The sequence below is a fragment of the Streptomyces sp. NPDC093064 genome, from assembly GCF_044754605.1.
Classification (GTDB): Bacteria; Actinomycetota; Actinomycetes; order Streptomycetales; family Streptomycetaceae; genus Streptomyces.
The window spans coordinates 96,537-122,572 of sequence record NZ_JBIVPK010000026.1; the positions used below are offsets into that span (position 1 = coordinate 96,537).

Annotated in this window: 23 protein-coding genes, 1 pseudogene and 1 riboswitch; of the genes and pseudogenes, 8 read left to right on the top strand and 16 right to left on the bottom strand. The window is 72.4% G+C overall.

What is annotated here, in order from left to right; genetic code table 11:
- Nucleotides 1-51 precede the first annotated feature (51 nt).
- From ACIQFZ_RS27310 to bioB, 10 genes are all read right to left on the bottom strand, one after another.
- Nucleotides 52-864 (bottom strand): SGNH/GDSL hydrolase family protein, encoded by an 813-nt coding sequence (locus tag ACIQFZ_RS27310; RefSeq protein ID WP_365419834.1) that lies wholly within the window; start codon nt 862-864, stop codon nt 52-54.
- A 59-nt stretch (nt 865-923) separates the two neighbouring features.
- A complete protein-coding gene (locus ACIQFZ_RS27315; RefSeq protein WP_365419831.1) occupies nt 924-1,952 on the bottom strand; it encodes a hemolysin family protein in 1,029 nt (342 codons plus the stop codon).
- Entirely contained in the window at nt 1,949-3,361 is a 1,413-nt protein-coding gene (locus tag ACIQFZ_RS27320; RefSeq protein ID WP_402692365.1) for a hemolysin family protein, read from the bottom strand. The genes ACIQFZ_RS27315 and ACIQFZ_RS27320 overlap by 4 nt, the downstream gene beginning before the upstream one ends.
- Nucleotides 3,362-3,534: 173 nt before the next feature.
- On the bottom strand, nt 3,535-3,960 hold the full coding sequence (locus ACIQFZ_RS27325; RefSeq protein ID WP_402692366.1) for a GNAT family N-acetyltransferase: 426 nt from the start codon (nt 3,958-3,960) through the stop codon (nt 3,535-3,537).
- Between the two features lie 76 nt (nt 3,961-4,036).
- Nucleotides 4,037-6,604, bottom strand: a complete 2,568-nt coding sequence (locus ACIQFZ_RS27330; RefSeq protein ID WP_383059054.1) for an ABC transporter permease — start codon at nt 6,602-6,604, stop codon at nt 4,037-4,039.
- A 4-nt stretch (nt 6,605-6,608) separates the two neighbouring features.
- Nucleotides 6,609-7,484, bottom strand: coding sequence for an ABC transporter ATP-binding protein (locus tag ACIQFZ_RS27335; protein WP_383059052.1), 876 nt, complete (start codon nt 7,482-7,484; stop codon nt 6,609-6,611).
- 225 nt (nt 7,485-7,709) lie between these two features.
- Nucleotides 7,710-8,417, bottom strand: coding sequence for a class I SAM-dependent methyltransferase (locus tag ACIQFZ_RS27340; protein WP_365419818.1), 708 nt, complete (start codon nt 8,415-8,417; stop codon nt 7,710-7,712).
- A 1,048-nt stretch (nt 8,418-9,465) separates the two neighbouring features.
- The gene (bioD, locus tag ACIQFZ_RS27345) at nt 9,466-10,203 is read right to left on the bottom strand and encodes a dethiobiotin synthase (RefSeq protein ID WP_365419815.1); all 738 of its coding nucleotides are present in this window, start codon (nt 10,201-10,203) and stop codon (nt 9,466-9,468) included.
- A 1-nt stretch (nt 10,204) separates the two neighbouring features.
- Nucleotides 10,205-11,503 carry an adenosylmethionine--8-amino-7-oxononanoate transaminase gene (locus ACIQFZ_RS27350; RefSeq protein WP_383059049.1) on the bottom strand — a complete coding sequence of 433 codons (1,299 nt, stop codon included), beginning with the start codon at nt 11,501-11,503 and terminating at the stop codon, nt 10,205-10,207.
- On the bottom strand, nt 11,496-12,743 hold the full coding sequence (gene bioB, locus ACIQFZ_RS27355) for a biotin synthase BioB (RefSeq protein WP_402692367.1): 1,248 nt from the start codon (nt 12,741-12,743) through the stop codon (nt 11,496-11,498). The genes ACIQFZ_RS27350 and bioB overlap by 8 nt, the downstream gene beginning before the upstream one ends.
- Before the next feature lie 148 nt (nt 12,744-12,891).
- Here bioB and ACIQFZ_RS27360 point away from each other — a divergent pair, with 148 nt between their 5' ends.
- Complete coding sequence (locus tag ACIQFZ_RS27360; RefSeq protein ID WP_365776115.1) at nt 12,892-14,019, top strand: 8-amino-7-oxononanoate synthase; 1,128 nt, start codon at nt 12,892-12,894, stop codon at nt 14,017-14,019.
- A 53-nt stretch (nt 14,020-14,072) separates the two neighbouring features.
- Here ACIQFZ_RS27360 and ACIQFZ_RS27365 read toward each other — a convergent pair whose 3' ends face one another.
- Both ACIQFZ_RS27365 and ACIQFZ_RS27370 read right to left on the bottom strand, forming a co-directional pair.
- Nucleotides 14,073-14,303 carry a DUF397 domain-containing protein gene (locus ACIQFZ_RS27365; RefSeq protein ID WP_402692368.1) on the bottom strand — a complete coding sequence of 77 codons (231 nt, stop codon included), beginning with the start codon at nt 14,301-14,303 and terminating at the stop codon, nt 14,073-14,075.
- A 35-nt stretch (nt 14,304-14,338) separates the two neighbouring features.
- Complete coding sequence (locus ACIQFZ_RS27370; protein WP_365433793.1) at nt 14,339-15,199, bottom strand: helix-turn-helix transcriptional regulator; 861 nt, start codon at nt 15,197-15,199, stop codon at nt 14,339-14,341.
- A gap of 227 nt (nt 15,200-15,426) precedes the next feature.
- On the opposite strand from ACIQFZ_RS27370, the gene ACIQFZ_RS27375 reads away from it, so the two are divergent.
- Nucleotides 15,427-15,882: an ATP-binding protein gene (locus tag ACIQFZ_RS27375; RefSeq protein ID WP_402692369.1), complete on the top strand. Its 456-nt coding sequence runs from the start codon at nt 15,427-15,429 to the stop codon at nt 15,880-15,882.
- Nucleotides 15,883-15,934: 52 nt separating this feature from the next.
- Here ACIQFZ_RS27375 and ACIQFZ_RS27380 read toward each other — a convergent pair whose 3' ends face one another.
- From ACIQFZ_RS27380 to ACIQFZ_RS27390, 3 genes and pseudogenes are all read right to left on the bottom strand, one after another.
- Nucleotides 15,935-16,408: a C40 family peptidase gene (locus ACIQFZ_RS27380; RefSeq protein WP_383059046.1), complete on the bottom strand. Its 474-nt coding sequence runs from the start codon at nt 16,406-16,408 to the stop codon at nt 15,935-15,937.
- A gap of 3 nt (nt 16,409-16,411) precedes the next feature.
- A riboswitch (cyclic di-AMP (ydaO/yuaA leader) is annotated at nt 16,412-16,625 on the bottom strand.
- A 339-nt stretch (nt 16,626-16,964) separates the two neighbouring features.
- Nucleotides 16,965-17,273, bottom strand: coding sequence for a hypothetical protein (locus ACIQFZ_RS27385; RefSeq protein WP_402692370.1), 309 nt, complete (start codon nt 17,271-17,273; stop codon nt 16,965-16,967).
- Between the two features lie 7 nt (nt 17,274-17,280).
- A pseudogene (locus ACIQFZ_RS27390) lies at nt 17,281-17,918 on the bottom strand (ATP-dependent Clp protease proteolytic subunit).
- 183 nt (nt 17,919-18,101) lie between these two features.
- On the opposite strand from ACIQFZ_RS27390, the gene ACIQFZ_RS27395 reads away from it, so the two are divergent.
- From ACIQFZ_RS27395 to ACIQFZ_RS27405, 3 genes are all read left to right on the top strand, one after another.
- Entirely contained in the window at nt 18,102-18,461 is a 360-nt protein-coding gene (locus ACIQFZ_RS27395) for an ANTAR domain-containing protein (RefSeq protein WP_365433778.1), read from the top strand.
- A gap of 31 nt (nt 18,462-18,492) precedes the next feature.
- Complete coding sequence (locus ACIQFZ_RS27400) at nt 18,493-18,771, top strand: type II toxin-antitoxin system Phd/YefM family antitoxin (protein WP_402692371.1); 279 nt, start codon at nt 18,493-18,495, stop codon at nt 18,769-18,771.
- 324 nt (nt 18,772-19,095) lie between these two features.
- Nucleotides 19,096-20,694: an alpha/beta hydrolase gene (locus tag ACIQFZ_RS27405; RefSeq protein WP_376652514.1), complete on the top strand. Its 1,599-nt coding sequence runs from the start codon at nt 19,096-19,098 to the stop codon at nt 20,692-20,694.
- Nucleotides 20,695-20,771: 77 nt separating this feature from the next.
- Here ACIQFZ_RS27405 and ACIQFZ_RS27410 read toward each other — a convergent pair whose 3' ends face one another.
- Complete coding sequence (locus ACIQFZ_RS27410; protein ID WP_365437977.1) at nt 20,772-21,494, bottom strand: lysophospholipid acyltransferase family protein; 723 nt, start codon at nt 21,492-21,494, stop codon at nt 20,772-20,774.
- Between the two features lie 200 nt (nt 21,495-21,694).
- Here ACIQFZ_RS27410 and ACIQFZ_RS27415 point away from each other — a divergent pair, with 200 nt between their 5' ends.
- From ACIQFZ_RS27415 to ACIQFZ_RS27425, 3 genes are all read left to right on the top strand, one after another.
- Nucleotides 21,695-22,345 (top strand): GntR family transcriptional regulator, encoded by a 651-nt coding sequence (locus ACIQFZ_RS27415; protein WP_402692372.1) that lies wholly within the window; start codon nt 21,695-21,697, stop codon nt 22,343-22,345.
- Nucleotides 22,346-22,595: 250 nt separating this feature from the next.
- The gene (locus tag ACIQFZ_RS27420) at nt 22,596-23,243 is read left to right on the top strand and encodes a FadR/GntR family transcriptional regulator (RefSeq protein WP_365779767.1); all 648 of its coding nucleotides are present in this window, start codon (nt 22,596-22,598) and stop codon (nt 23,241-23,243) included.
- Nucleotides 23,244-23,478: 235 nt separating this feature from the next.
- Nucleotides 23,479-25,902 (top strand): SpoIIE family protein phosphatase, encoded by a 2,424-nt coding sequence (locus ACIQFZ_RS27425; RefSeq protein ID WP_402692373.1) that lies wholly within the window; start codon nt 23,479-23,481, stop codon nt 25,900-25,902.
- Nucleotides 25,903-26,036 lie beyond the last annotated feature (134 nt).

Below are 26,036 nucleotides of genomic sequence, written 5' to 3' on the forward strand. Positions count from 1 at the left end.
ATTCTACTGGCGATTCGTGCAGGCCAGCGCCGCGGGGGTGTTCGTGGGAAGCTACGAGAGCTCCGCGTCGGCCGCCGTCGGCGGCTGCGCCGGGTCCTCGTAGGGCAGCAGCTCGGGCCGCTTCGCCGGGCGGCCGTCGCCCGAGGAACGGCCGGTCAGGCGCCGTCCTATCCACGGCAGCAGATGCTGCCGGGCGAAACGGGCGTCCGCCACCCTGCGGGCGCGCCAGTCCGGACGTGCGGTCGCCGGCATGGGCGTGCGCCACTCGGAGTCCTCGGGCGCGTGGCCGAGCGTCTGCCACACCGCCTCCGCGACCCTGCGGTGGCCCTCGCCGGTCAGGTGCAGCCGGTCCACGTCCCACAGCCGGGGGTCGGCGAGCGACGGCGCCCCGTACAGGTCGACGACGAGCGCGCCGTGCCGTTCGGCGAGCTCGTCGACGCAGGCGAACAACTCCTCCATACGGGGCCGGAAGCGCTCCAGGACGGGGCCCTGCCGGCCGGGGCTGCGCATCAGCACCAGCCGCTCGCACGACGGCGCGAGCCGCTCCACGGCCTCCGTGAGCAGCCCTGTGACCCTGCCCATGTCGCACTTGGGCCGCAGTGTGTCGTTGAGGCCGCCCACCAGGGTCACGACGTCGGCCCGCATGGCCACCGCCGTCTCCACCTGCTCGTCGACGATCTGTCCGATGAGCTTGCCGCGCACGGCGAGGTTGGCGTACCGGAAACCGGGGGTGCGGGCGGCCATCCGCGCCGCGAGGAGGTCCGCCCAGCCGCGGTACGAGCCGTCGGGCAGCCGGTCCGACATGCCCTCGGTGAAGGAGTCGCCGACCGCGACCAGGCTGGTGTACGTGGGATTCGTCTGCATGGCGTGAGTGATGGTATCCCTGCGGCCCAGCGCCATACCAAGCGGTTGGTCCGCCGGGGTCAGGCCGTCCCGGTCACTCCCGCCGGTCCGAACAGCTCCCGCAGCACGTCCTCCATCGTCACCAGGCCCGCCAGCCGGTCGTCGGCACCCAGGACGGCCGCCAGATGCGCACGACCGCCGCGCATCGCGGTGAGCACGTCGTCCAGCGGTGTGCCCTCGCGGACCCGGGCGATCGGGCGCATGTCCCGCAGCCGGAACGGCTCTCCTCGCGGTGAGGCGTCCAGGGCGTCCTTCACATGCAGGTAGCCGACGATGTGGCGCTCCTCGTCGACCACGGGGAAGCGCGAGAAACCGGATTCGGCCGACAGCGCCTCCAACTGCTCGGGGGTGACCCCCAGACGCGCGTGGACGACCCGCTCCAGCGGCAGCACCACGTCGCGCACGGGCCGGCTGCCGAGCTCCAGCGCGTCGTGCAGCCTCTCCTGCGCCCGGTCGTCGATGAGGCCGGCCGCGCTGGCGTCCTTGACGATCTGGGCCAGTTCCGAGTCCGTGAAGGTCGAGGAGACCTCGCCCTTGGTCTCCACCCGCAACAGCTTGAGCAGCGTGTTCGCGAACGTGTTCACCGTGAAGATCACCGGCCGCAGCGCCCGGGACAGCGCGACCAGCGGCGGCCCGAGCAGCAGCGCGCTGCGCACCGGCTCCGCGAGCGCGACGTTCTTCGGCACCATCTCGCCGAGCAGCATGTGCAGATACGTCGCCAGGGCCAGGGCGATCACGAACGACACCGCGTGGCCCGCCCCCGGCGGTAGGCCCACCGCGTGGAACACCGGCTCCAGCAGGTGCGCGATCGCCGGCTCGGCGACCACACCGAGGACCAGGGTGCACAGGGTGATGCCGAGCTGCGCCGCTGCCAGCAGCGCGGACACGTGCTCCAGGCCCCACAGCACGCTCCTGGCGCGCCGGTCGCCCTCCTCGGCGTACGGCTCGACCTGGCTGCGGCGCACCGAGATCAGCGCGAACTCGGCGCCCACGAAGAAGGCGTTGACGACCAGGGACGCCAGGCCGATCAGGATCTGTACGGCGGTCACCGGCCGGCCCTCTTCTCGTCGTGCGCGTCACCGCGCGGATGATCGGTCCGCCCTGCGGGTCCCTCGCGGTCCCCGCCGTCCTCGCGGCCGTCGCCGTCCTCGTCGTCGAGCGGCGCGTGCAGCAGCACGCGCGCGGCCCGGCGGCCGCTCGCGTCCACCACGTCCAGCCGCCAGCCGGCGACCTGGAGGATGTCGCCGGTCTCGGGGATCCGGCCCAGCTCGTTGGCGATCAGGCCGGCCAGCGTCTCGTACGGGCCCTCGGGCACCCGCAGCCCGACCCGCGCGAGCTGGTCCACCCGCGCGGAGCCGTCGGCCGAGTACAGGCCGCGGCCCTCCTCGTCGGCCCCGGCCGGGGCGAGGTCGGGCGTCTCGTGCGGGTCGTGCTCGTCACGCACCTCGCCGACCACCTCCTCGACGATGTCCTCCAGCGTCGCCACGCCCGCGGTGCCGCCGTACTCGTCGATGACGACCGCCATCGTTCGTTTACCGGAAAGCCGGTCCAGCAGCCGGTCGACGGTCAGCGACTCGGGGACCAGGAGCGGCTCGCGCATGATCTCGGAGACCCGCGTGCGGGTGCGGCGCTCGGAGGGCACCGCCAGCACGTCCTTGATGTGGGCGGTGCCCACGACCGAGTCGAGGCCGCCCTGGTACACGGGGAACCGCGACAGCCCGGTCGCCCGGGTCGCGTTCGCCACGTCCTCGCAGGTCGCCTGGGCGTCGAGGGCAACGACCTGGACGCGCGGGGTCATCACGTTCTCCGCGGTCAGGTCGGCCAGGTTGAGGGTCCGCACGAACAGCTCGGCGGTGTCCGCCTCCAGGGCGCCCTCCTTGGCGGAGTGCCGGGCCAGGGCGGCGAGCTCCTGGGGGCCGCGCGCGGAGGCGAGTTCCTCGGCGGGCTCCACGCCGAGCCGGCGTACCACGTGGTTCGCCGTGTTGTTCAGGTGGGTGATGAAGGGGCGGAAGGCGGCGCTGAACCAGCGCTGCGGATTGCCCACCCGCCTGGCCACCGCGAGCGGCGAGGAGATCGCCCAGTTCTTGGGCACCAGCTCGCCGACGACCATCAGGAACACCGTGGACAGGGCCGTGCCCAGGACCAGCGCCACCGTGGTCGCGGCGGACCGGGACAGGCCGAGCGCCTGGATGGGGCCCGCGATCAGCTTGGCGATCGACGGTTCGGCGAGCATGCCGACCACCAGATTGGTGACGGTGATGCCGAGCTGTGCGCCGGAGAGCTGGAAGGTCAGGTTCCGTACGGCCTTCAGCGCGCCGGCCGCGCCGTGTTCACCGCGCTCGGCCGCCCGCTCCAGGGCACCGCGGTCGACGGTCGTCAGCGAGAACTCGGCCGCGACGAAGGCGCCGCAGGCGAGACTCAGCAGCACCGCCACCAGCAACAGGAGCACTTCGGTCATCGGGTCACCCCCGGCCTATGGTCGGGCAGGACGGGGACAGGCGCGCTATGTCGCGCTCGGGGAGGCTCGCCCATGGGCGGACGCTCACAACCTTTCATGGAGGATCGTGTGTCCTCCAAGGGTAAAGGAAGGGCAAAAAAGAGTTCGAGGTCAGTCCGTCAGCGCTTCACGGGTCAGTCCGCCAGGGGCTTCACCCAGCGCCGCCAGCGCTCCTCGGGCGCGTAGCCCGCCGCCCGCCAAGCGCGGTGCGCGGTCTCGTTGCGGGTGAGCACCATGGCGTCCCCGCGCCGTCCGCCGAGCCGCACGAACCGCTCCTCGGCGGCCGCCAGCAGGGCCGAGCCGATGCCCCGGCGCCGCCGGTCCGGGTGCACGGCCAGCCGGTACAGGTGGCAGCGCCAGCCGTCGAAACCCGCGATGACCGTGCCGGCCAGCTCGCCGTCCTGCTCCGCCAGCAGCAGGACCTCCGGGTCGCGGGCGAGCAGGCGGGCCATGCCGTCCCGGTCGTCGCTGATGCTCGTGCCCTCCGCGGCCGCCGTCCAGAAGGCCAGCACGGTGTCGAGGTCGTCGGCGGTCGCGGCGCGTATGTGCAGATCGCTCATGCGGTGATCAGACCACGCACCGCCGCCCGCCGGGCCCGATTCCAGCATCCGGATGCTCGCGCACAGCCTCGACCGGTCACTCGTGCGCGATCGCCGCCAGCACGTTCATCCGGGAGGCGCGCAGCGCGGGCAGCAGGGCCGCGACGACGCCCACGAGCGCCGAGCCGATCACCACCGCCACGATCGTGGTCCACGGGATGGCCAGCGCCTTCATGCCCTGGAGGGCCAGCACCCGCTGGGTGCACAGGCCCCACACCAGGCCCAGTCCCAGCCCCAGGACCGCGCCGAAGACCGCGATCACCACCGACTCCAGCCGGATCATCCGCCGCAGCTGCCGGCGGGCCAGCCCGATGGCGCGCAGCAGACCGATCTCCCGGGTGCGCTCCACCACCGACAGGGCGAGGGTGTTGACCACGCCCAGGACCGCGATGACGATCGCGAGGCCGAGCAGCGCGTAGACGAGGTAGAGCAGGACCGCGATCTGGTCGTGGACCAGCTTCTTGTAGTCCGCCTGGTCGCGCACCTCCACATTGGGGTACGGAGCCAGGGCCTTCTCCAGATGGGAGCGCAACTCGCCGGCGCCGGTGCCGGGCGTGGCGTTCACGTACAGGACCGCGTCCGGGGTGCCCGGCACGTACTTCTCCAGGGTCCCCATGCCGAAGTACACGCCGCCCTCGATGCCGAACCCCTCGGCCGCGTCCTGGTTGGTGAGCGCGGCCACGGTCAGCCGGGCCAGCCGTCCGCCCTGGAACTCGACGGGCAGCACGCTTCCGGCCCGCACCCCGTGCTTCCCGGCGAAGCGGGCGTCCATGGCGATGTGCCCGTCGACGAGGGCCGCCGCCGTGTTGCCGTGGACGTACTTGATGTGGGCGACCGAGTCGAGCCGCGGGTCGTACCCGGATGCGGTGGTCTCGACGCGCTTGCCGTCCGGCATCCGCAGGGCGACCGCCGCCAGCCGCTGCCGTACGACGGTGCCGGCGCCCCGGGTGCCGCGCACCGCGTCCGTGACCTCCGCGGAGAACGGCAGGAAGCTGCGGTTCTGCACCAGGTAGTCGGCGCCCAGCACCTTGTCGATCTGGCGGTCCAGGGAGCTGGTCATGGAGGCACTGGCCACGGACAGCCCGCCGACCAGGGCCAGGCCCACCATCAGGGCGGCCGCGGTGGCACCGGTTCGGCGCGGGTTGCGCAGCGCGTTGCGCTGGCTCATCCGCCCGATGGACCCGAACAGGGCCGGGAAGGCCCCGCCCAGCACCCGGATCAGCGGGCGCACCAGCAGCGGCCCCGCGACGACGGCGGCGACCAGGGTGAGGACGATGCCCACGCCAAGCAGCGAGGCGGCGGTCGCGGTCCGGTGCGCGGCGGCGCAGCCCGCGAGCGCGGCCGCGCCGGCCGCTCCCACGCCCGCGCCCGCCAACGCGCGCACCCGCAGCGGCCGCCCCACCCCGGTCACCTCGGCGTCCGCCAGGGCCGCCATGGGCGAGACGGTCGCGGCGCGCCGGGCCGGGAGGTAGGCGGCCAGGAAGGTGACGCCGATGCCGACGGCGTACGCGGCGACGGGCGTGATCCACCGGACGACCATCGCCGCGGTCGTCAGGTTCATGCCGAAGGCGCTCATCAGCCGGATCAGCCCGGCCGCGAGGCCGATCCCGGCCGCCAGCCCCACCGTGGAGCCGACCACGCCCAGCAGCACCGCCTCGGCCAGCACCGAGCGGCGAACCTGCCGCCGGTCGGCGCCCAGGGCGCGCAGCAGGCCCAGCTCGCGGGTGCGCTGGGCGATCAGCATGGAGAAGGTGTTGACGATCAGGAAGACGCCGACCAGGACCGCGATCCCGGCGAATCCGACCATGACGTACTTGATGATCTTGACGAATCCGCCGAGCCGGGCGGCGGCGGACTTGGCCTGCTCACTGGCCGTCCTGAGGTCGTAGCCGGTGGTACCGACGGCCCGGCCGACGCGCTGCTTGAGCTCGGCGTCGGTGACGCCCTTGACCGCGTCGACCGAGATGCTCGTCGCGCGGGCCGTGGAGCCGAGCAGCCTGGATTGGGCGGTGGGGGTGTCCAGGAAGAGCCTGGCCGCGCCCGGGTTGGTGGTCGTGAACGTGGCGATGCCGACGACCCGGACGCGGAACGAGCCGGGCTGCGCCTGGACCGCGAGCACGTCGCCGATCCGCACGCCGTTGTGCCGGGCGGTGTCGGCGTCCAACAGGGTCTCGGCGTCGCCGTGCGGGGCGTGGCCGGAGGTCAGCCGCACCGGGCTGCGGTCGGTGACCTGCCAGTTGGAGACGATCGTCGGGGCGCCCGTGGTCGGGCCGACCGGTTGGTTGCGGCTGTCGACGACCATGGCGTTCTGGACGGCCACGTCCACGTGCGTCGCCGCGACGCCGTCGACCCCGGCCACCCGCTGGGCGAGGGACGCCGGCACGGTCTGCACGACCCCGGTGGGCAGGGCGGACTGCAGCTCCTGCTTCGGGGCCACCGTCACATCGGCGGCGGTGGAGGCGAAGAGCCGGTCGAAGGTGCGGGCGACGGTGTCGGAGAAGATCAGGCTGCCCGTGACGAAGGCCACGGACAGGATGACGGCCAGGGCCGAGAGCAGCAGCCGCCCCCTGTGGGCCAGGAAGCTGCGCAGTGTCGCCTTGAGCACGGGGTCAGGCCTCCTCGACGGCGACGCCGTCCCCGTCGAACCGGTCGTGGACCACGTCGAAGCCGGGGGTGAGGCTGGGGGTGGGGCCGGAAGCAGGGCCGGGGGTGGGGACGACTCCTCCGGCGAACAGGCGCATGCGCTCCAGAACGGCCTCCGCGGTCGGGTGCTCCATCGTGTCCACGATCCGGCCGTCCGCGAGGTACAGCACCAGGTCGGAGTGGGCGGCGGCGTTCGGGTCGTGGGTCACCATGACGACGGTCTGCCCGAGGCTGTCGACGGCGTCGCGCAGGAAGCCGAGCACCTCCAGACCGGCCCGCGAGTCGAGATTGCCGGTGGGTTCGTCGGCGAAGATCAGCTCGGGCCGCGAGGCCAGGGCCCGCGCGCAGGCCACGCGTTGCTGCTGGCCGCCGGACAGCTGGGACGGCCGGTGCTTGAGCCGATTGCGCAGCCCCAGCGTGTCGATGACCTCGTCCAGCCACTTCTCGTCGGGCTTCCGGCCCGCGATGTCCATCGGGAGGGTGATGTTCTCCAGCGCGTTCAGGGTGGGGATGAGGTTGAACGACTGGAACATGAAGCCGATCCGGTCCCGGCGCAGCCGGGTCAGTTCGCGGTCCTTCAGTCCGGTGATCTCGGTGTCGCCGACCCAGACATGACCGGCCGAGACGGTGTCGAGCCCGGCCAGGCAGTGCATCAGCGTGGACTTCCCGGAGCCGGAGGGGCCCATGACCGTAGTGAAACGGCCGCGCTCGATGTCGACGTCCACCGAGTCCAGCGCGAGCACGGCGGTCTCGTCCGATCCGTACGACTTGGTCAGTCCGCGGGCGCGGGCGGCGATCCCGTCGACCGACGCCTGGGCCGGCGGCGCAGCAGGTGTGGACACGGGGGCCTCCTTGGGGGTCCTTCGACCCGTTACGTCCTGGCTCATGACAGGTTTGTCCCCGGCCGAGCGTAATGTGATCGGGCCCACAATCGGTATCCTCCGTTGGGCCCAGCAGCGGTCTCCGCCTTCAGGACGGGGCCCTGACACCCCTGTAAGGGGCATGCGGGCTCCACCCTGTGCCTGTGCCCGCGTAGCCGAGGCGCGAGTGAACACGTGATGGGCTGATCAGGTGGTCGGCCGATCACCGAGGCCGGTGGAGACCGGTCGCCAGGCGGTGCCCAGCGCGCAGTACGAGGAGGGCAGCACCGGACCCTGTTCCGGAACCAGAATCCGCCGGTAGGGGCCGAGCTCGAACCCGGCGTCGCGCAGGGCGGAGACCGGATCGCGGGACAGATGACAGCCGCCGCTCAGCAGTGGCCACACCGTGAGGTCCAGGGCGCGCTGGGTCAGGTTCATCGCCCGGCCGCCGCCCCTGCCGTGCTCGAAGAACCGCACCTCGCCGCCGGGCTTCAGCACCCGCCGAGCCTCGGCGAGCGCCCGCGGCACGTCGCGCACGCTGCACAGCACCTGCGCGAGCACCACCGCGTCGAACGCCTCGCTCTTCACCGGCAGCGCCTCCGCGCAGCCCGGCACCACGTCGACCGGGAGCTCGGCGCGCACGGCGGCCTCGAGCGCCCGCTGCCGCAGCAGCCGCTCCGGTTCGATCGCGACGACCTCCGCGACGGAGCCCGGATAGCGCGCGAAGTTCAGCCCGTTGCCCGCGCCGATCTCGATCACCCGCCCGGACAGCCCGGCCAGCAGCCTCTGGCGCACCCCGGCGATGCCCATGCTGGTCTCCGCGGCCACGCTGGCGCGGGCGTAGTAACGGGCGAACACCGGATGACGCACGGCATCCCGTGCCGCCTTCCCGGAGCCGACGGACCGCAAGAACATGGCACCCTCCCCGACCACGACGGGCCTACGGTGAGTGTCCCCCACGCCTGCCCACCGCACGCCCGTCAATGCCGATCCCCAACCCCGCCCGCACGTCCCGGCCGTGCCTACGGCACGTGCGCTGGAGCCGTGCGCCGACTCCTGCCGTCCGGTCCGTGTCCCCGGTGTACGTGGCGCACGCGCGCGGGGGCTCGTCGTACGTGCCGCACATGCGCAGGGCTGGGGTGGTTTCCGGGTGTCACCGGAGGCCGCCTGGCGCGCTCGCCCGCAGAACCGCAACGCGCCTCCGCGCCGGGAGGCCGTCGCAGCCCGCCGCGCGTTGGAAGACGTAAGCCGTATCCGTCCGCGGCGCACCTGCCTGCGTCCTCGGCCGTGCGCTGGTCCGGGCTGGTCCGACGAGCCTGCCGGCATGGGTGGCGGCCGAGCGCCTGGCTGTCGCGCGTGGGCCTGTCGTGGTCGGTCGCCCGACCCGCGCTGGGTGGCCGTGGCGGCCGACCGCGTTGGGTGGCGTAAGCCGTATCCGCCGGCGGTGTGCCCGCCTGCGTCGTCGGCCGTGCGCTCGTCCGAGTTGGTCCGACGAGCCCGCCGGCGCGGGCGACGGTCCGGCGCCTGGCTGTTGCGTGCCGGTCCGTCGCGGTCGGTCGTCCGGCTGCCGCGGTCCGAGGGCCGCCCGATCCGCGCTGGGTGGCTCGTCGCGGCCCGCCGCGCGTTGGATGGCGCAAGCCTTACCCGTCCGCGGCGCCCGCCTGCGTCGCCGGTCGTGCGGTGGCCGGGTTGGCCCGACGAGCCGTGCTGGCACGGGCGATGGCCCGGTGCCCCTTGTGCCGGTCTGTCGTGGTCGGTCGCTCGGCCGTCGTGGTCCGAGGGCTGCCCGATCCGCGCTGGGTGGCTCGTCGCGGCCCGCCGCGCGTTGGATGACGTTAGCCGTATGGCTCGGCGTCCGGCCGCCACGCACGGGCCGTCGTGGTCGGTCACCCGGCCGCGACCCGACCGCACACGGGCGGCGTGCGGGCACGTGGGCCAGGTGTCCGTACGTCCGCCGCCCCGCTCAGGCCCCGCGTGCGAACGGCGCGGGTGCCTCCCGATCGGTGAACTCCTCCGCGTTCCACGTGCCGTTCAGACAGGGGGCCAGCCACTTGGAGGCCATGGACCGGAAGGTGGCCGGGGACAAGGCTCCGGCGGCTTCGGGGAGGGCGCCGAGCAGGGGGGCGCCGGCCGCTTCGGGGAGGTCGGTGACGTTGCAGCGGCAGGCGAGGTCGGGCTCGGTGGGCCAGCTGCCGATCACCACGCCGAGGAGATCCAGCTCGCGGGAACGCAGTTCACGGGCCGTCAGCTCCGTCGTGTTCAGCGTGCCCAGACCCGCCGTGGCCACGACCAGCACCGGAGCATCCAGCAGCTTCGCCGCGTCCGCCAGCGTGCCGCCGTCCGCGTCGAAGCGGACGAGCAGCCCGCCCGCGCCTTCCACCAGCACCAGATCGTGCTCGGTCGCCAGCTTGGCGGCGGCCTCGGCCACCTCGTGCGGGCGCACCGGCGCCCGCCCGGCCCGCAGGGCCGCCGTCGCGGGCGCCAACGGCTCGGGATAGCGGGCGAGTTCGCGCGCCGTCACCGCACCGGCCAGCCGAGCGACCTCGTCGGCGTCCCCGCGCTCGCCCGGCCCCACGCCGGTCTGCGCGGGCTTCAGCACGGCCACCGACCGCCCGGCCGCGACGGCCGCAGCGGCGACGGCGGCCGTCGCCACCGTCTTGCCGACCTCCGTGCCCGTTCCCGTGATCACCAGTACCGGCATCTCAGCCCTCCCGCGCCGCCGCGCACACCGCGCGCGCGATCCGTGCCAGGTCCACGTCACCGGTGACGTACGGCGGCATCGTATACACCAGGTCACGGAACGGCCGCAGCCACACGCCCTCGCGCACGGCCGCCCGGGTGGCCGCCGCCATGTCCACCGCGTGGTCGAGCTGGACCACTCCGATGGCGCCCAGGACCCGTACGTCCCGCACCCCCGGCAGCTCCGCGGCCGGGGCCAGTCCGTCCCGCAGGCCCGTCTCGATCCGCTTGACCTCCGTGCGCCAGTCCTGGCCGAGTAGCAGCCCGATCGACGCGCAGGCCACGGCCGCCGCCAGCGGGTTGGCCATGAACGTGGGGCCATGGGCGAGCACCGGCACCTCGCCGCGCGAGATCCCCTCGGCCACCCGCGCGGTGCACAGCGTCGCCGCCATGGTCAGATAGCCGCCGGTCAGCGCCTTCCCCACGCACATCACGTCCGGCGTCACGGCGGCGTGCTCCGCCGCGAACAGGGCGCCGGTGCGCCCGAACCCGGTCGCGATCTCGTCGAACACCAGGAGCACGTCGTGCGCGTCGCACACCTCGCGCAGCACCCGCAGATAGGCGGGGGAGTGGAAGCGCATCCCACCCGCGCCCTGGACCACCGGCTCGACGATCACGGCGGCCAGTTCGCCGGCGTGCCGTTCGACCGTCTCCCGCAGATGGTCGGCGTACGCCTCCTCGTACTCGGCCGGCGGCGCGTCCGCGAAGACCTGACGCGGCAGCACACCGGTCCACAGCTCGTGCATCCCGCCCTCGGGGTCGCACACGGACATCGGCTGCCAGGTGTCCCCGTGGTAGCCGCCCCGCCAGGTCAGCAGCCGCCGCTTGTCCGGGCGGCCGAGCGAGCGCCAGTACTGAAGGCACATCTTGACCGCGACCTCGACCGACACCGAACCGGAGTCGGAGAGGAACACATGCTCGAGTCCCTCTGGCGACATGTCGACAAGGAGCTTCGCGAGTCGGACGGCGGGCTCGTGCGTGAGTCCGCCGAACATCACGTGGCTCATCCGCTCCAGCTGCTCCCGCGCGGCCTCGTTCAGCACCGGGTGGTTGTAGCCGTGGATCGCCGCCCACCATGACGACATGCCGTCGACCAGTTCGCCCGAGCCGTCAGCGAGCCGCAGCCGCACCCCGCTCGCCGACTCCACGACGAGCGGTTCGTGGCGGCCGGGCATGGGTCCGTACGGGTGCCACACGTGCCGCCGGTCGAGCTCCAGCAGTTCGGGCACGCTCGGGCCGGGTGTGGTGTGCGGTTCAGGCATTGGGCGCGAGGTCCGTTCCAGCGCCCCGGCGGCGTACGGCGACGAGATCCGTACGCGGCTCGCTGCCGGTCGCGGCCGGTGCCGATGCCGTTTCCTCCGTCGGTGCCGCGGCGGAACCGCAGACCCCGCCACCCTGGTGCGAGCCGCACCCCGGCCCCTCGTGCGCACCGGGCCCCGAGCCCTCGTGGGACCCGCACCCCGTGCCGTCGTGGGACCCGCACCCGCCCTCGGCCGCCACCCGGTGCTCGGGCAGCGTCACCTGGTCGGCGTCCTCGACCTCGAACCCGGCGTCCGCGATCATCTCCAGGTCGGCCTTGCCCGCCTGGCCCTCGCTGGTCAGGTAGTCGCCGAGGAAGATCGAGTTGGCCAGGTGGAGCGCGAGGGGCTGCATGGTGCGCAGGTGCACCTCGCGGCCGCCCGCGATCCGCACCTCCACGTCCGGGCAGACGAACCGGACCATCGCCAGGATCCGCAGGCAGCGCTGCGGGGTCAGGTTCCACTCCTTGGCGAGCGGTGTGCCCTCGAACGGGATCAGGAAGTTCACCGGAACGGAGTCCGGGTCCAGCTCGCGCAGCGAGAAGACCACGTCGACCAGGTCCTCGTCGCTCTCGCCCATCCCGGCGATGAGCCCGGAGCAGGCGGACAGCCCGGCCGCGTGCGCCTTGTTCACCGTGTCCACCCGGTCGGCATAGGTGTGGGTGGTGGTGATGTCGCCGTACGTCGCCTCGGAGGTGTTGAGGTTGTGGTTGTAGGCGTCGGCCCCGGCCTCGCGCAGCCGTTCGGCCTGGCCGTCGGAGAGCAGTCCGAGGCAGGCGCACACCTCGACGCCCTCGTTCTGCTCCTTGATCGCCTTGATGGTGTCGGAGACCCGGTCCACGTCACGGTCGGTCGGACCGCGCCCGCTGGCCACCAGGCAGACCCGCTTGGCGCCGCCCGCCAGCCCCGCCGCGGCGGCCCTGGAGGCGTCGTCGGGCTTGAGCCAGGTGTACTTGAGGATGTCGGCCTTCGAGCCGAGCCGCTGGGAGCAGTAGGAGCAGTCCTCGGGGCACAGGCCCGACTTGAGGTTGACGAGATAGTTGAGTTTCACCCGCCGGCCGAACCAGTGGCGGCGCACCTTCCCGGCCGCGGACACCACATCAAGCAGGTCGTCGTCCGAGGTGGCCAGTACGGCCAGAGCTTCCCCGCGGGTCGGCGACTCGCGCCGAAGCCCCTTGTCCACCAGCGTGTTCAGCAGGTTCATGAGAGCTGATCCTGTCCTACGGCCCGGTCCGCGGCCAAGGAGACTCCGCACAACGACGGGCACATCGACATGTGGGTATTGCCACATCATGGGCGGCCGGACCTGCCGCTAGGGTCTGTCCACTGCCTACAAATGCCCCGGAGGACCCATGGCGTTCGGCTGGATCGAGGAGCAGGCGGACGCACGCCGCCGGGCCGGGCTCGTACGGACCCTGCGGCCCCGCCCCGCCGACTCGCCGCTGCTCGACCTCGCGGGCAACGACTACCTGGGGCTGGCCCGCCATCCGGAGGTGACCGAGGGGGCCGCGGTCGCGGCGCGCACCTGGGGCGGCGGCTCGACCGGCTCCCGGCTGGTCACCGGCACCACCGAACTCCATGCCGAACTGGAGCGCGAGCTGGCCGGTTTCTGCGGCTTCGAGGCGGCGCTGGTCTTCTCCTCCGGATACGCCGCGAACCTGGCCGCGGTCACCGCGCTCGCGCCGCACGGCTCGCTCGTCGTCTCCGACGCGGGCAACCACGCCTCGCTCATCGACGGCTGCCGGCTGGCCCGGGGCACGACGCAGGTCGTCGCGCACGCCGACCCGGACGCCGTGCGCAAGGCGCTCGGCACGCACGAGGGCCCGGCGGTGCTCGTGTCGGACACGGTGTTCTCAGTCGACGGCGACGCGGCCCCGCTGGCGGAGTTCGCCGCGGTCTGCCGGGAGCACGGCGCCGGTCTCGTCGTCGACGACGCCCACGGGCTGGGCGTCCTGGGCACCGGCGGCCGCGGCGCCGCGCACGCGGCCGGGCTGGCGGGCGCCGGCGACGTGGTCGTCACGGCCACACTGTCGAAGTCGCTCGGCAGCCAGGGCGGAGTCGTCCTCGGGCCCGCGCGGGTGATCGACCACCTGGTCAACGCGGCCCGGACGTTCATCTTCGACACCGGTCTCGCCCCCGCGGCCGCGGGCGCCGCCCTCGCGGCGCTGCGACTGCTGCGCCGCGAGCCGGAGCGTGCGGCACGCGCGCGTGCCGTGGCGGCCGAACTCCACGCACGCCTGACCGCCGCGGGCCTGGAGGCGGTGCGTCCGGACGCCGCGGTGGTCTCGGTGCGCGCGCCGTCCCCGGAGCGGGCCGTGCGGTGGGCGGTCGACTGCCGGGCGGCCGGGCTGGCCGTGGGCTGCTTCCGTCCTCCTTCCGTGCCCGACGGCATCTCACGGCTGAGGCTGACCGCCCGCGCGGACCTCTCCGGGGCGCAGATCGAACGCGCTGTACGGGTGATCGGTGGAACACGACCATGAGTCGGCGTGACACGGCCGGGTGTCACCGAGTGCGGATATGACCGGATTGTCCGTCAGGTGAGGTGTGTCGCGGCCGTGAAGCCTGCCCAGCTCGCGGGGGAGAAGAGCAGCGCGGGCCCGGACGGGGCCTTGGAGTCGCGCACGGCGAGCAGCCCGGCCCACGGTCCCGTGGCGGGCCGGGCCGTCTCGACGCAGTTGTTGGCTCCCGTGCTGTAGCTGCTGCGCAGCCAGCGCACGCCGTGCAGATCGGTGCTGGAAGGTACGTGCCGAGGCAGAGCGGACATGGGGCCTCCTTAACGCGGTACGCGGTTGTGCGCCGTCAGGGGGTCTGGCGTATCCCGGCGATGAAGTCCAACGAGTCCTCGGGCGAGAGGGCGTGGATCCGCAGGGTGTCGAAGGCCTCGGCGTAGGCCTCTAGGTCTTCTTTCCGCTCGAGGTGGAGGCTACTCGTCAAGTGGTCGAGAACCACTACGTTCAGATCAGAAGCGTTCGAAAATGAGAAAATAACAAAAGGGCCGGTGATGCCGATGTGAGCGCCGGCGGCGAACGGCAACACCTGGAGCCGTACTTGGGGGAGCCGGGCCGCCTCCGTCAGCCGCTCCAGCTGCCGCCTCATCACCTCGGGCCCGCCCACCTCCCGGCGCAGCACCGCCTCGTCCAGCACTGCGTCCAGCTTCAGCGGCGGTCGCGAGCGCAGCACGTCCTGGCGGGCCAGCCGCACCTCCACCAGCGCGTCCAGCCGGTCCTCGTCGAGCCCGTCCACGGCGGCCCGGGTGACCGCGCGCGCGTACTCGGGCGTCTGGAGCAGGCCGGGGACGACCGAGGTCTCCAGGGTGCGCATCCCGCTCGCCTGCGACTCCAGGCTGATGAAGTCCCGGTAGGTCGGCGGCAGCACTCCGCGATAGGCGTGCCACCAGTGGTGCCGGTCGCCGCCGTCGTCCAGCCCCGCGAGCACCAGGAGCAACTCGCGCAGCTGGGCGTCGTGGACGGCGTACGCGTCCAGGAGCGAGCGCACATCGGCCGGTTTCACCCCGCTGGTGCCGGTCTCGATCCGGCTGACCTTCGACTGGTGCCAGCCGACCAGGCGGGCCGCCTCACCGCTGGTGAGACCCGCGCCGGTGCGCAGGGCGCGCAGTTCGGCGCCCAGCTTCCGCCGGCGCACCTCGGGACCGTGTTGCATGGGCTACTCCCTCGCTCCCTCTGAACGCTCCACGCGACCCGCTCCGGATACGGTCTGCCGTCGCAGAGTTCACCGCATCGAGCGACAGATATATGCATATCTCGGTGGATCGCCACCGAGACCGGAGTGCTGATGGCAGTCTGACGGCGAAGCACCAGTGCGGGACCGTACTCGAATCATCCGCTCAGTGTCGGACTCCGGCCCCGTGGGAAAGGGACGACGTCGCCATGGCAGACCATCTGGAAGCATCCGTCACTCTGCCGAGCGATCCCGCCTCGGTCTACGCGGCCCGTGCCTATGTGGCCGGCACGCTCGCGGAGTGGGGCCTGCCGCCGGCCGCGGACACCGCCGAGACGGTCCGGCTCATCGTCTCCGAACTCGCCACCAACGCCGTACAGCACACTTTCGGGCAGTCACCCACCTTCACGGTGGACCTTGTCCTCGTGCGAGACGAACGACTGCACATCGGGGTCACCGACAGCCACCCCCGGTTCCCGAAACGCCTGCCGGCCGCCGTCCAGCAGGACAACGGCCGGGGCATGGTGATCATCCGGTGGCTCACCGCCGAGTGCGGCGGCAGTCTGACCGTGCGGCCGACCCGGGAGGGCGGCAAGACGGTCTGCATCGAACTTCCGTGGTCGGTTCCCGCCCGCCGGGTGACGGCCGCGGGTCAGGAACCGTAGGAACGTGCGGTGACGAGTCGAAGCTCCGCCACCGCACCGCACCGCGGCCGGATCAGCGCACCCGGCCGTACCAGACGCTCTTCGTCCAGATCTTCTGGAGCTTCACCACGTCCCCGGTCTTCGGGGCGTGCCAGATCTTGCCCTTGCCGGCGTAGATGCCCACGTGGTACACGTTCGAGCCCGAGTGGAAGAACACCAGGTCCCCGGCTCGGCGGCTGCCCGCGGAGATGTGCCGGCTCTTGTTGTACTGCTGTGCGGCCGTGCGGGGCAGCGTCTTGCCCGCCCTCTTGAACGAGTACAGCGTGAGCCCGGAGCAGTCGAACCTCCGCGGCCCCGTGGCGCCCCACTGGTAGGGCGACCCCTGCTTGGACGCCGCGATCCGCAGCACCGTGTTCGCGGTCGTCGCGGCCGAGGCTTCGGAGGCCACACCCGGGACCACGATCGAGCCGCCCACGGCGGCCAGGGTCAGGGCCGAGGCCGTACCGGCCCGGGCCATCAGCGACGGGACACGATTGAGCGCAGTCATGCGCAACCCTTCGTCAGCCGCCTGTGAAGGATGACCTGTCGGATTCGGGCTGGCGAAGTTGCCCGGCCGCGTTGTCGCGGCTTCACCCCAAGGGCTGCTCGGACCGGCCATGGCGTGACCGTTCCGGCGACCCGTCGTGCTTGGGTCCTCCACTCCTGCCGATCCACTCCTGTCGACCGGTCATCCGGGCGGCGGCAGGACTCGGCGTCCGCCCGGACCGCCCCGCCGTTGTGGCGGGGGCTTGTCGTCAGACAGGGATCTTCACCTACGGATGTCCGAAAATCCCAACGGAACCGCGTGTTTGTGTTGTTACTCACCACGCGCCCGTTCGGGTGGACACCCTCGCGATCGAACGGCTGCCCCCTCCCGCGACGACCCCCGGACCAGCACCGGAGCACCTCATTCCGCCATCCGGGGAGGCGTGTTGCGCAACTGCGGCGGTCCCGAAAAGGGAGCTGAACCTACACCGAAAGGCGGTCGGTCATTCGGGGTGATTTCCCCCCGTGTCCAGACAGATGGGCCCCTTCGCCCGCCGAGACCGCGGCTGTGGATGACGTCAACTTCCGCAGTCGGGAGGCAGGGTGACGCGGGCCGTGCGCCGCTCGCCGTCCAGCACCCGCAGCGCCCGGGCCGGAGTGTCCGCATGCAGCTCGGTCTCGCCCCGCCGGTGCATCAGCGCCAGCGTGTCCCGCAGCTCCACTGCTCTGCCGACGAGCGCCTGGGCAGCCCTCAGAGCCCGGTAGGTGTCTCCGGGCCGTCCCGGGTTGGCGCGGCCCAGCAGGTCGGCCGCCTCCAGGTAACGGTCGATCAGCTCCGCCTCGGCGCGGGTCAGCGCCGGCAGGGGCGGCAGCTCGGGTGGCAGCATCGGCGGCTCACCCCGCGTCCGGCGCGGTGTGCGTGGCCCCGCGGTTCGGGATGATTCGGTCAATCAGCTCATATCTCAGGGCCTCTTGTGCGTCCAGCGTCTGCTCCCGCTCCAGGTCGGTCCGCACCTGCCGCGCGGACCGCCCGGTGCTCCGCGCGAGCAGTTCCTCCACGCGGGCGCGCACCCGCGTCAGCTCGTCCGCCTGGATCGCCAGGTCGGACGCCTGGCCCTCGACCGGCTCGGGCAGCGACGGCTGCCGCAGCACCACGCGGGCACCCCGGGCAGCGCGTACCGCTTGCCCGGGGTGCCCGCGGCCAGTAGCACCGCCGCGGACGCGACGGCCTGGCCCAGGCAGATCGTCTCCACGTCGCAGGACACGTACCGCATCGTGTCGTGGACGGCCAGCGTCGCGCTGAACGAGCCGCCGGGGGAGTTGATGTAGAGCGAGATGTCCCGGTCGGGCGTCCGGTGCTCCAGGTGGACGAACTGCGCGATCACGTCGTTCGCCGCGGTGTCGTCGATCGGTGTGCCGAGGAGGACGATCCGCTCCTCGAGCAGTTTCGCGTACGGATCCAGGGACCGTCGGCCGGCACTGGTGATCTCGGTGAACTCCGGCAGGACGTAGCGGGCGGACGATCGCGCCATGGCACACCCCTCCATGCGGCGGTGCCGTCTCCGGTCGGAGCAGTCTCTGTAAAAAATGTACAGGACGTACGTAAGTCGCGGCGAGCTTTCCGGGGCCGGGTGCGGGAACGGTCCCGGGTCGTGCACGGCGTCCTCCTGGGTGAAGCTGGAAGCACGGGTGCTCGACGACCCAGGGGACTGGTCATGGTGTTCTTCGCGATGTCCGAGCGGCACCCTCTCCCGCCGCTCTCCGCCACCGATCCGGTGCCGGAGCACGAGCGGCTGCACCAGGAGATCGAGCAGCTCCAGCGGGCCCTCACCTCGCACGCGGTCATCGACCAGGCGATCGGCGCCGTGGTGGCCTTCGGGCGGATCCCGCCCGAGGACGCCTGGCAGGTCCTGCGGGAGGTCTCCCAGCGGTCCAACACCAAGCTGCGCGCGGTGGCCGAGCACGTGCTGAAGTTCGCCCAGGGCGGTGCTCTGCCCGACATCGAGATGGAGCAGCTGAGGCGGGCGCTGGGGCGGTACTCCGCGTGCTTCTCCGGCGGGCGGTCGCAGCCCTGAGAGCGGCGCGAACGCCCCGTAGGGTGGGGGTATGGCCTACGAGATTCCGGTGACGCAAGCCAGGGCTGAGCTCGCCGACCTGATCAACCGGGTGGTGTACGGCGGCGAGCGCGTGGTCGTCACGCGGCACGGCAAGCCGCTCGTCGCCCTGGTCTCCGCCGCCGATCTGGAGCGACTCGAGCAGCTCGCGGAGCCTGCCGGGGACACGGTGGTCGGCGCCGTCTCGCAGGTCCGCGACGTCCCGTTCGCCCCTTCTGAGCAGCAGCGCTTCGGCATCACGGCGGACCATCGGGGGCCGGAGGTCCGCTAGCGGGTGAGGCCCGGGGCGGCGCGTGTTCCGCGTTGCCGGCAAGTCTGAACTGCACTGCCCGAAGGGGCAGTTGAATTCCCTGCGGGGCCCGTGAGGGCCCCGCCCCGCTGTCACGCCGCACGGCGGCGCGCTCCGACGGCCGGGTGAGTGGCGAACAGCCCCAGGGCTCCAGGCCGTTGCCGAGCCCCTTGGTACTCCGCTCAGCGGGACACGCCGCGCCGCTTATCGGATTGGCAAAGAAGGTCAACGACCCCTGTTCTCAGGGACCTCACAGCAGCAAGGATCCCCGTACCCAATTCGCAACGATGTACGGGGAGGTCCCACTTGAGGGACATGAGACCCAAGAGCCGTGCGCTGGCGCTCGGTTCGGCCGGCGCGCTGGTCACGGCGACCCTGATAGCCGGCGCTGTGGCGACGCCCGCAGCCGGAGCGAACAACGGCCAGGGCCAGGACCGCGAGACACGCGGCGCGGCGATCGCCGCGGAGCGTGCCGCGAAGGCCGGCATCGACTGGCAGGACTGTCCCGCCGACTGGGGGCTGGTCAAGCCCATCCAGTGCGGATACGTCTCGGTGCCGCTCGACTACGCCGACCCGTACGGCAAGCAGATCAAGCTGGCCGTCGACCGGATCGGCAACACCGGCACCAAGGAGGAGCGCCAGGGCGCCCTCGTCTACAACCCGGGCGGCCCCGGCGGTTCGGGCCTGCGCTTCCCGACCCGGGTCACCAACAAGAACGTCATCTGGGCCAACGTCGCGAAGGCCTACGACTTCGTCGGCTTCGACCCGCGCGGTGTCGGTCACTCGGCGCCCATCTCCTGCGCGGACCCGCAGAAGTTCGCCCAGGGGTCCGGGATGGACCCGGTGCCCGACTCCGAGGCCGACAAGAGCATCCAGCGCAAGCTGGCCCGCGAGTACGCGCAGGGCTGCTACGAGCGCACCGGCGGCGCCATGCTCCAGTCGATGACCACCGCGAACACGGTCCGCGACCTGGACGTCATCCGCGCCGCGCTCGGCGAGCAGAAGCTCAACTTCCTCGGCGTCTCCTACGGCACCTACCTCGGCGCCGTCTACGGCACCATGTTCCCGGGCCACGTGCGCCGGATGGTCGTCGACAGCGTGGTCAACCCGGCGCGCGAGAACATCTGGTACCAGGCCAACCTGAACCAGGACACCGCCTTCGAGGGCCGCTGGAAGGACTGGCAGGACTGGGTCGCCGCGAACGACGCCACCTACCACCTGGGCGCCACCCGCGACGCCGTCCAGGAGCAGTGGCTGAAGCTGCGCGCCACCGCCAAGAAGAGCCCCATCGGCGGGGTCGTCGGCCCCAACGAGCTGATCTCCTTCTTCCAGAGCGCGCCGTACTACGACTCGTCGTGGGCGCCGGTGGCGAGGGTGTTCAGCAAGTACGTCGCCGGTGACACCCAGGCGCTGATCGACGCCGCCGCCCCGGACATGTCCGACATCGCGGGCAACATCTCCTCGGAGAACGGCAACGCCGTCTACACCGCCGTGGAGTGCACCGACGCCAAGTGGCCCACCAACTGGCAGACGTGGGACCGGGACAACACGCGGCTCCACAAGACCGCCCCGTTCATGACGTGGGCCAACGCGTGGATGAACCTGCCGTGCGCCACGTGGCCCGTCAAGCAGCAGAACCCGGTGGACGTGAAGACCGGCAAGGGCCTGCCGCAGGTGCTGATCGTGCAGTCCACGCGCGACGCCGCCACCCCGTACGCGGGCGCCGTCGAGCTGCACAAGCGCTTCGCGGGCTCCCGTCTGATCACGGAGAAGGACGCGGGCTCCCACGGCGTCACCGGCCTGGCCAACCCGTGCATCAACGACCGGGTGGACACCTACCTGCTCACCGGCAAGGTCGACACTGCGGACGTGACCTGCGCACCGCACGCCACGCCGAAGGCGTAGCGATCGGCGGAAGGTGACGACGAGGGGCGGCCGGATGCCCGGCCGCCCCTCTCGCGTGTACGGCGTGCCCCGCGGCGTCAGGTGAGCGGCGCGCGCGGGAACCTGCGCCTGTCGCCCTTCGCCTCGTCCTGCGCCGCCTTGGCCACGGCCGCGTACTGGTCGACGTACTCCTGCTCGGACAGCGACAGGATGGCGTACATGATCTCGTCGGTGGCGGCGCGCAGGATCGCCTTCTCGTTCTCCATGCCCGCGTAGCGGGAGAAGTCCAGCGGCTTGCCGAAGCGGATCACGATCGGGTGCGGGCGCGGGACGGTCTTCCCGGGCGGCTGGGCCTCGAACGTGCCGATCATCGCGCACGGAACGACCGGCACCCCGGCCTTGAGCGCCATGACCGCGACGCCGACCTTGCCCTTGTACAGACGGCCGTCGTGCGACCGGGTGCCCTCCGGGTAGATGCCGAGCAGCTCGCCCTTGCGCAGCACCCCGAGCCCCTCCCGGATCGCGGCCTGCCCGGCCTCCTTGCCCGAGCGGTCCACCGGGATCTGCCCCGCGCTGCGGAAGAAGGCCGCGGTGAGCCGGCCCTTGATGCCCGGGCCCGTGAAGTACTCGGCCTTGGCCAGGAAGGTGATCCGCCGTTTCAGGATCGCGGGCATCAGGAAGTGGTCCGAGAACGACAGGTGGTTGCCCGCGACGATGGCCGCTCCCGAGGCCGGCACGTGCTCCAGCCCCTCGATACGGGGCCGGAAGACCAATCTGAGCAGCGGTCCCAGCAGAACGTATTTGAGCAGGTAGTAGAACACGGTTCGCCCCTCACTCCGACCAGCTCGGCTTCAGACCGGTGTTTTGCCAGGTAAAGGGCAGGATCCCGGAATTGGTCCACGTGCGTCAGTAGTCATCTGTAACCGCCTTCGACCGTGCTCATGCTGACCCGCCGCCCCGGGCCGGACGGACGTGCCGGTATGCGGCAGACGGGTGGCGTGGACCTGCGAGAATGAGGCCCATGCCAGGGTCCGAGGGTTTTGAGTCCGAGTCCGAACGCGTCACGCGACAGCTGCGCGACCAGATCCTCGACGGTGACCGTCGGCCAGGCAGCAAACTCGTCGAACGGGAACTCGCCGCCGAACTCGGGGTGAGCCGACTCCCGGTCCGCGAGGCTCTGAAGGCGCTGGTGGCGGAGGGACTGGTCACACCGCGCCCGCGCACCTGGGCCGTCGTGCGCGAGTTCACCTCCACCGACATCTCCGACCTCGACGAGGTCCGCACCGCCCTGGAGACGCTGACGTTCCGGCTCGCGGCTCAGCGGCGCAACCGCGCCGGCCTGGAGAAGCTGCGCGCGGACCTGGACTCCGAGCTCGAAGCGGCGCGCCAGGGAGACGCCGTCAAGGCGCGGCGTGCCGCGGCCGACTTCCACGAGACCGTGACGGCGATGGCCGCCAACGAGTTGCTGAACGAGCTGGGTACCACGCTCCGAAGCCGTATGCGCTGGCTGCTGGCCCAGCACGACGACCTCGTGACCGTCGCGAAGGAGCACGAGGCGCTGTACGAGGCGATCGAGAACCGGGACGTGCCGAGGGTCGAGGAGCTGGTCATGAAGCACCTGGCCACCAGCCGCGACGTCGCCTCGCCCCATCGCAGGCAGTTGCCGCGATAGCTTGAGAACGCGCTCGGCGGCGGCGGGACGGACGGGAAACCAGTGCATCTTCCCGGAGTCCGCGCGAGCCGGCCGGCGGAGGCCGCGGCTGCCCGGTCCCGGGCCGGAAGGCACCCGGGCCGGATGGCATGTGGGTGGCCGGAAGACTCCCGGGGGCGGGGCCGAGGGCTGGACCTGGGCTCTGGGGCTTCCTAGGGTTCTGACGTCGTCGGATGACCGAGAAGGGGGCCGGATGGAAACGGTGGGGCGCGTGTCGATCGTCGACACCGTGATCAGTGAGCTACGCGCGGAGATCGCCCGGGGCGCGTGGCAGGTCGGCGAACGGATCCCGCCGGAGGGCCAGCTCGCCGAGTCTCTCGGCGTGAGCCGGCTCTCGGTCCGCGAAGCCGTCCGCGTGCTGGTGCACTCCGGACTGCTGAGCACCCGCCAGGGCGCCGGCACCTACGTGACCGCCACCGACGAGGGCCAGGTCGCGCTCCGCCGTCACCTCGGCGGCGTGACGGCCGGCGACATCCTCGACGTGCGGCGCGGCCTGGACATCGTCGCGGCCCGGTTGGCCGCCACCGCGCGGACCGAGGAGGACCTCACTGCGCTCCGCCAGGCCATGGACCGGCGCACCGCCGCGGGGCGGGCCGCCGACCTGGACGCGTTCACCGACGCCGACGTCGACTTCCACCTGTGTGTCGCGGAGGCCGCGCACAACCCGCTGCTCCGGGACCTGTACCGGAACATGAGCGACGCCCTGCGGGAGACCGTCAAGGCCGGCCGGTGCATGGACGAGGCCGGCGAGGACCTGTTCCACAGCGCTCTGTTGGAGGCGGTGAGCGCCGGCGACCCGGTCGCCGCGACCAGCGCCGCGCTGGCGATCCTCGAAGGCGGCGACGAAGGGGACGCGTGAGCGCCGCGGCGGCGATCTGAGGGCGGCTTCCGACGGCTCGCTGGACGGCGGTGGCCGGGGCGGCAAGGGGCGTGCACCCGGCCGGCCCGGCCGTCGCCGTGTGTGGCGCCTCCGGGGCCGACTACCCCGTTCCGGACCAGGGACGCCGGGCGGGGGAGTGGAGGCGCGGGCTGCCCGAAATCGCCGATAATGGGGACGAGCCTGTCGGGCGGCTCGACCGCCAGCGAGGAGCGAGATGAACGGGTTCGACCCCGCCGGCGCCCTTGCCCTCGGCGCCGTGGCAGCCGCCGTGCTCGACGAAGCCGGGACCGTCGTGCGGTGGTCCCGCGCGGCGGCCGACCTCCTGGGCCACCCGGCCCAGCACGTCTGCGGCCGCCCGGTCGGGGAGCTTCTCGCCGATGCCCCCGACGAGCCGCACCACTGCGCGCTCGACGCGGACGGGTTTCCGGCCGCCGGCCGGACCCGGCTGCGGCACCGCTCAGGCCGTGCCGTGGAGGTCGACTTCCGGATCGTGCGCCTGGAGGGATCCTCCGAGTTGCTCGCCCTGGCCGCCCCCGCGGCCGGCACGACCGATCGGGAACAGGGCCTGTCCCTGTTGCGCGCGCTCTTCGCCCAGGCGCGGATGGGGGTCACCCTCCGCGACACGGACCTGGCCCTCGTACGGACCAACATCACCCTCGAGACGCTCGGCGGACCTCCCGGCGCCGCCGGCGTGGAGATGAGGGACGTGGCCAACGCCAGGAACGCCGAAGCCGCGGAGGCGGCCCTGCGCCGGGTGCTGGAGACGGGCACACCGCTGATCGGGGAGGCACAGGACGTGCGCTCGCCGCTCCTTCCCGGGCGGCACCGGACGCTCTCCCTGTCCGCCTTCCGGCTGGAGGACGCGCAGGGGAAGCCCGCGGGCGTCGTCACGCTGGTCACCGACATCACCGAGCAGAAGCGGACCCGGGACCACCTGGACCTGCTCCGTGACGCCTCCACCCGCATCGGCGGCTCACTGGACGTCGCGCGCACCGCGCAGGACCTGGTCGACGTCCTCGTTCCCGCGCTCGGGGACCTCGCCTGGGTGGAGCTGGCGGACCCCGTCATCGAGGGGGACGAGCCCGCCAACGTGCTCGGCGGCGCCTGGCTGAGCTGGCGACGGGTCGCGGTCGCCTCGGCCGACGGGACGTGGCCCTCCCGTCTGCTGCAGAAGGGCGCGGCGGCGCCCCGGCAACCGGACATTCCCACCCTGCTCGCGGTCCAGCGCGGCGACGTCATCGTCGTCGACAGCGAGACGATCAGCGCCATGTTCGGCGAACCGCACCTGATCGAGTTGCTGGTGCCGGAGAACGCGCGTTGGCTCGCCGTGGCACCGCTGTTCGCGCGCGGCACGGTGCTCGGAGTCGTCGGGATCAGCCGCAACGAGCAGGGGGAGCCCTTCGACGAGGACGAGGCGGACCTGCTGAAGAAGATCGCGTCCAGGGCCGCGCTCAGCGTCGACAACGCCCGCCGCTACACACGGGAGCACCGTGCCGCCGTCGCGCTCCAAAGGCGCCTCCTTCCTCGCGCGACCACCGAGACCCCGGCCGCCGAGACCATCGGCGTCTACCGGCCCGCGGGCGGCGGAGCGGAGATCAGCGGCGACTGGTTCGACGTCCTCTCGCTGCCCTCGCTGCGGGCCGCGTTCGTCGTCGGCGACGTCGTCGGTCACGGCCTGCACGCCACCGCCACCATGGGCCGGCTGCGCACCGCCGTGCAGACCCTGGCCGACCTGGAACTCGACTGCGACGAACTGCTCACCCACCTCGACGACCTGGTGCAGCGACTCGCGGGCGAGGCCGCCCCCGAGAACCGGGACACCGTCGGCGCCACCTGCCTGTACGCCCTCTACGATCCGGTCGCCCGCCGCTGCGCCCTCGCCAGCGCCGGACATCCGGTGCCCGTCGTCTCCCCCTGCGACGGCACCGCCCGACCCGTGGACCTCTCTCCCGGCCCGCCCCTGGGCGTCGGCGGCATGCCCTTCGAGACCGCCACGCTCGATCTGGCGCCCGGCAGCGTCCTCGCCCTGTACACCGACGGACTGATCAAGGGCGACGACGGCGACACCGACGCCGGACTGCGACGGCTGACCGACCGCCTCGCCGCCCACTGCCGCCCCGACCGGCCGCTGGCCGAGATCGGCCGAGCGCTCCTCGCCGGCCTCGACGACCATCCGCCCAGGGACGACATCGCGCTGCTGCTCGTCCGCACCCGCGCGGTCCCCGCGGAGTCCGTCGCCAACTGGGAGTTCCCCGCGGACCCCGCCAGCGTGTCCGACGCCCGGGATGCCACCACCCGCCAGCTGGCCGCGTGGGGGCTCGACGACATCGCCTTCAGCACCGAGCTCGTGGTCAGCGAACTGGTCACCAACGCCGTTCGCTACGCCGGCGGCCCCATCGGACTGCGGCTGATCCACGAGGACGTCCTGGTCTGCGAGGTCAGCGACCCGAGCAACACCCAGCCCCGCCTGCGTCGGGCCCACACCACCGACGAAGGAGGCCGGGGCCTGTTCCTCGTGGCCCAGCTCAGCACCCGCTGGGGCAGCCGTTACAGCCAGCGGGGGAAGACCATCTGGGCCGAGCAGGCGGTCGGCCCGTGCGCGGATCAGCTCATGTTCTCCTCGGTCATTCCGATGTGACGCGGCGTCAGCGATACCGGGTCGCCGCCGGGCCGTTCTGCAGCAGGGCCAGTGAGGCGGTGGTGGCCTTGTCGGCGTCGCCTTCGGCGATGGCCGTGGCGAGGGTGTTGTGCCAGGTGTCCCGTCCCTGGGTG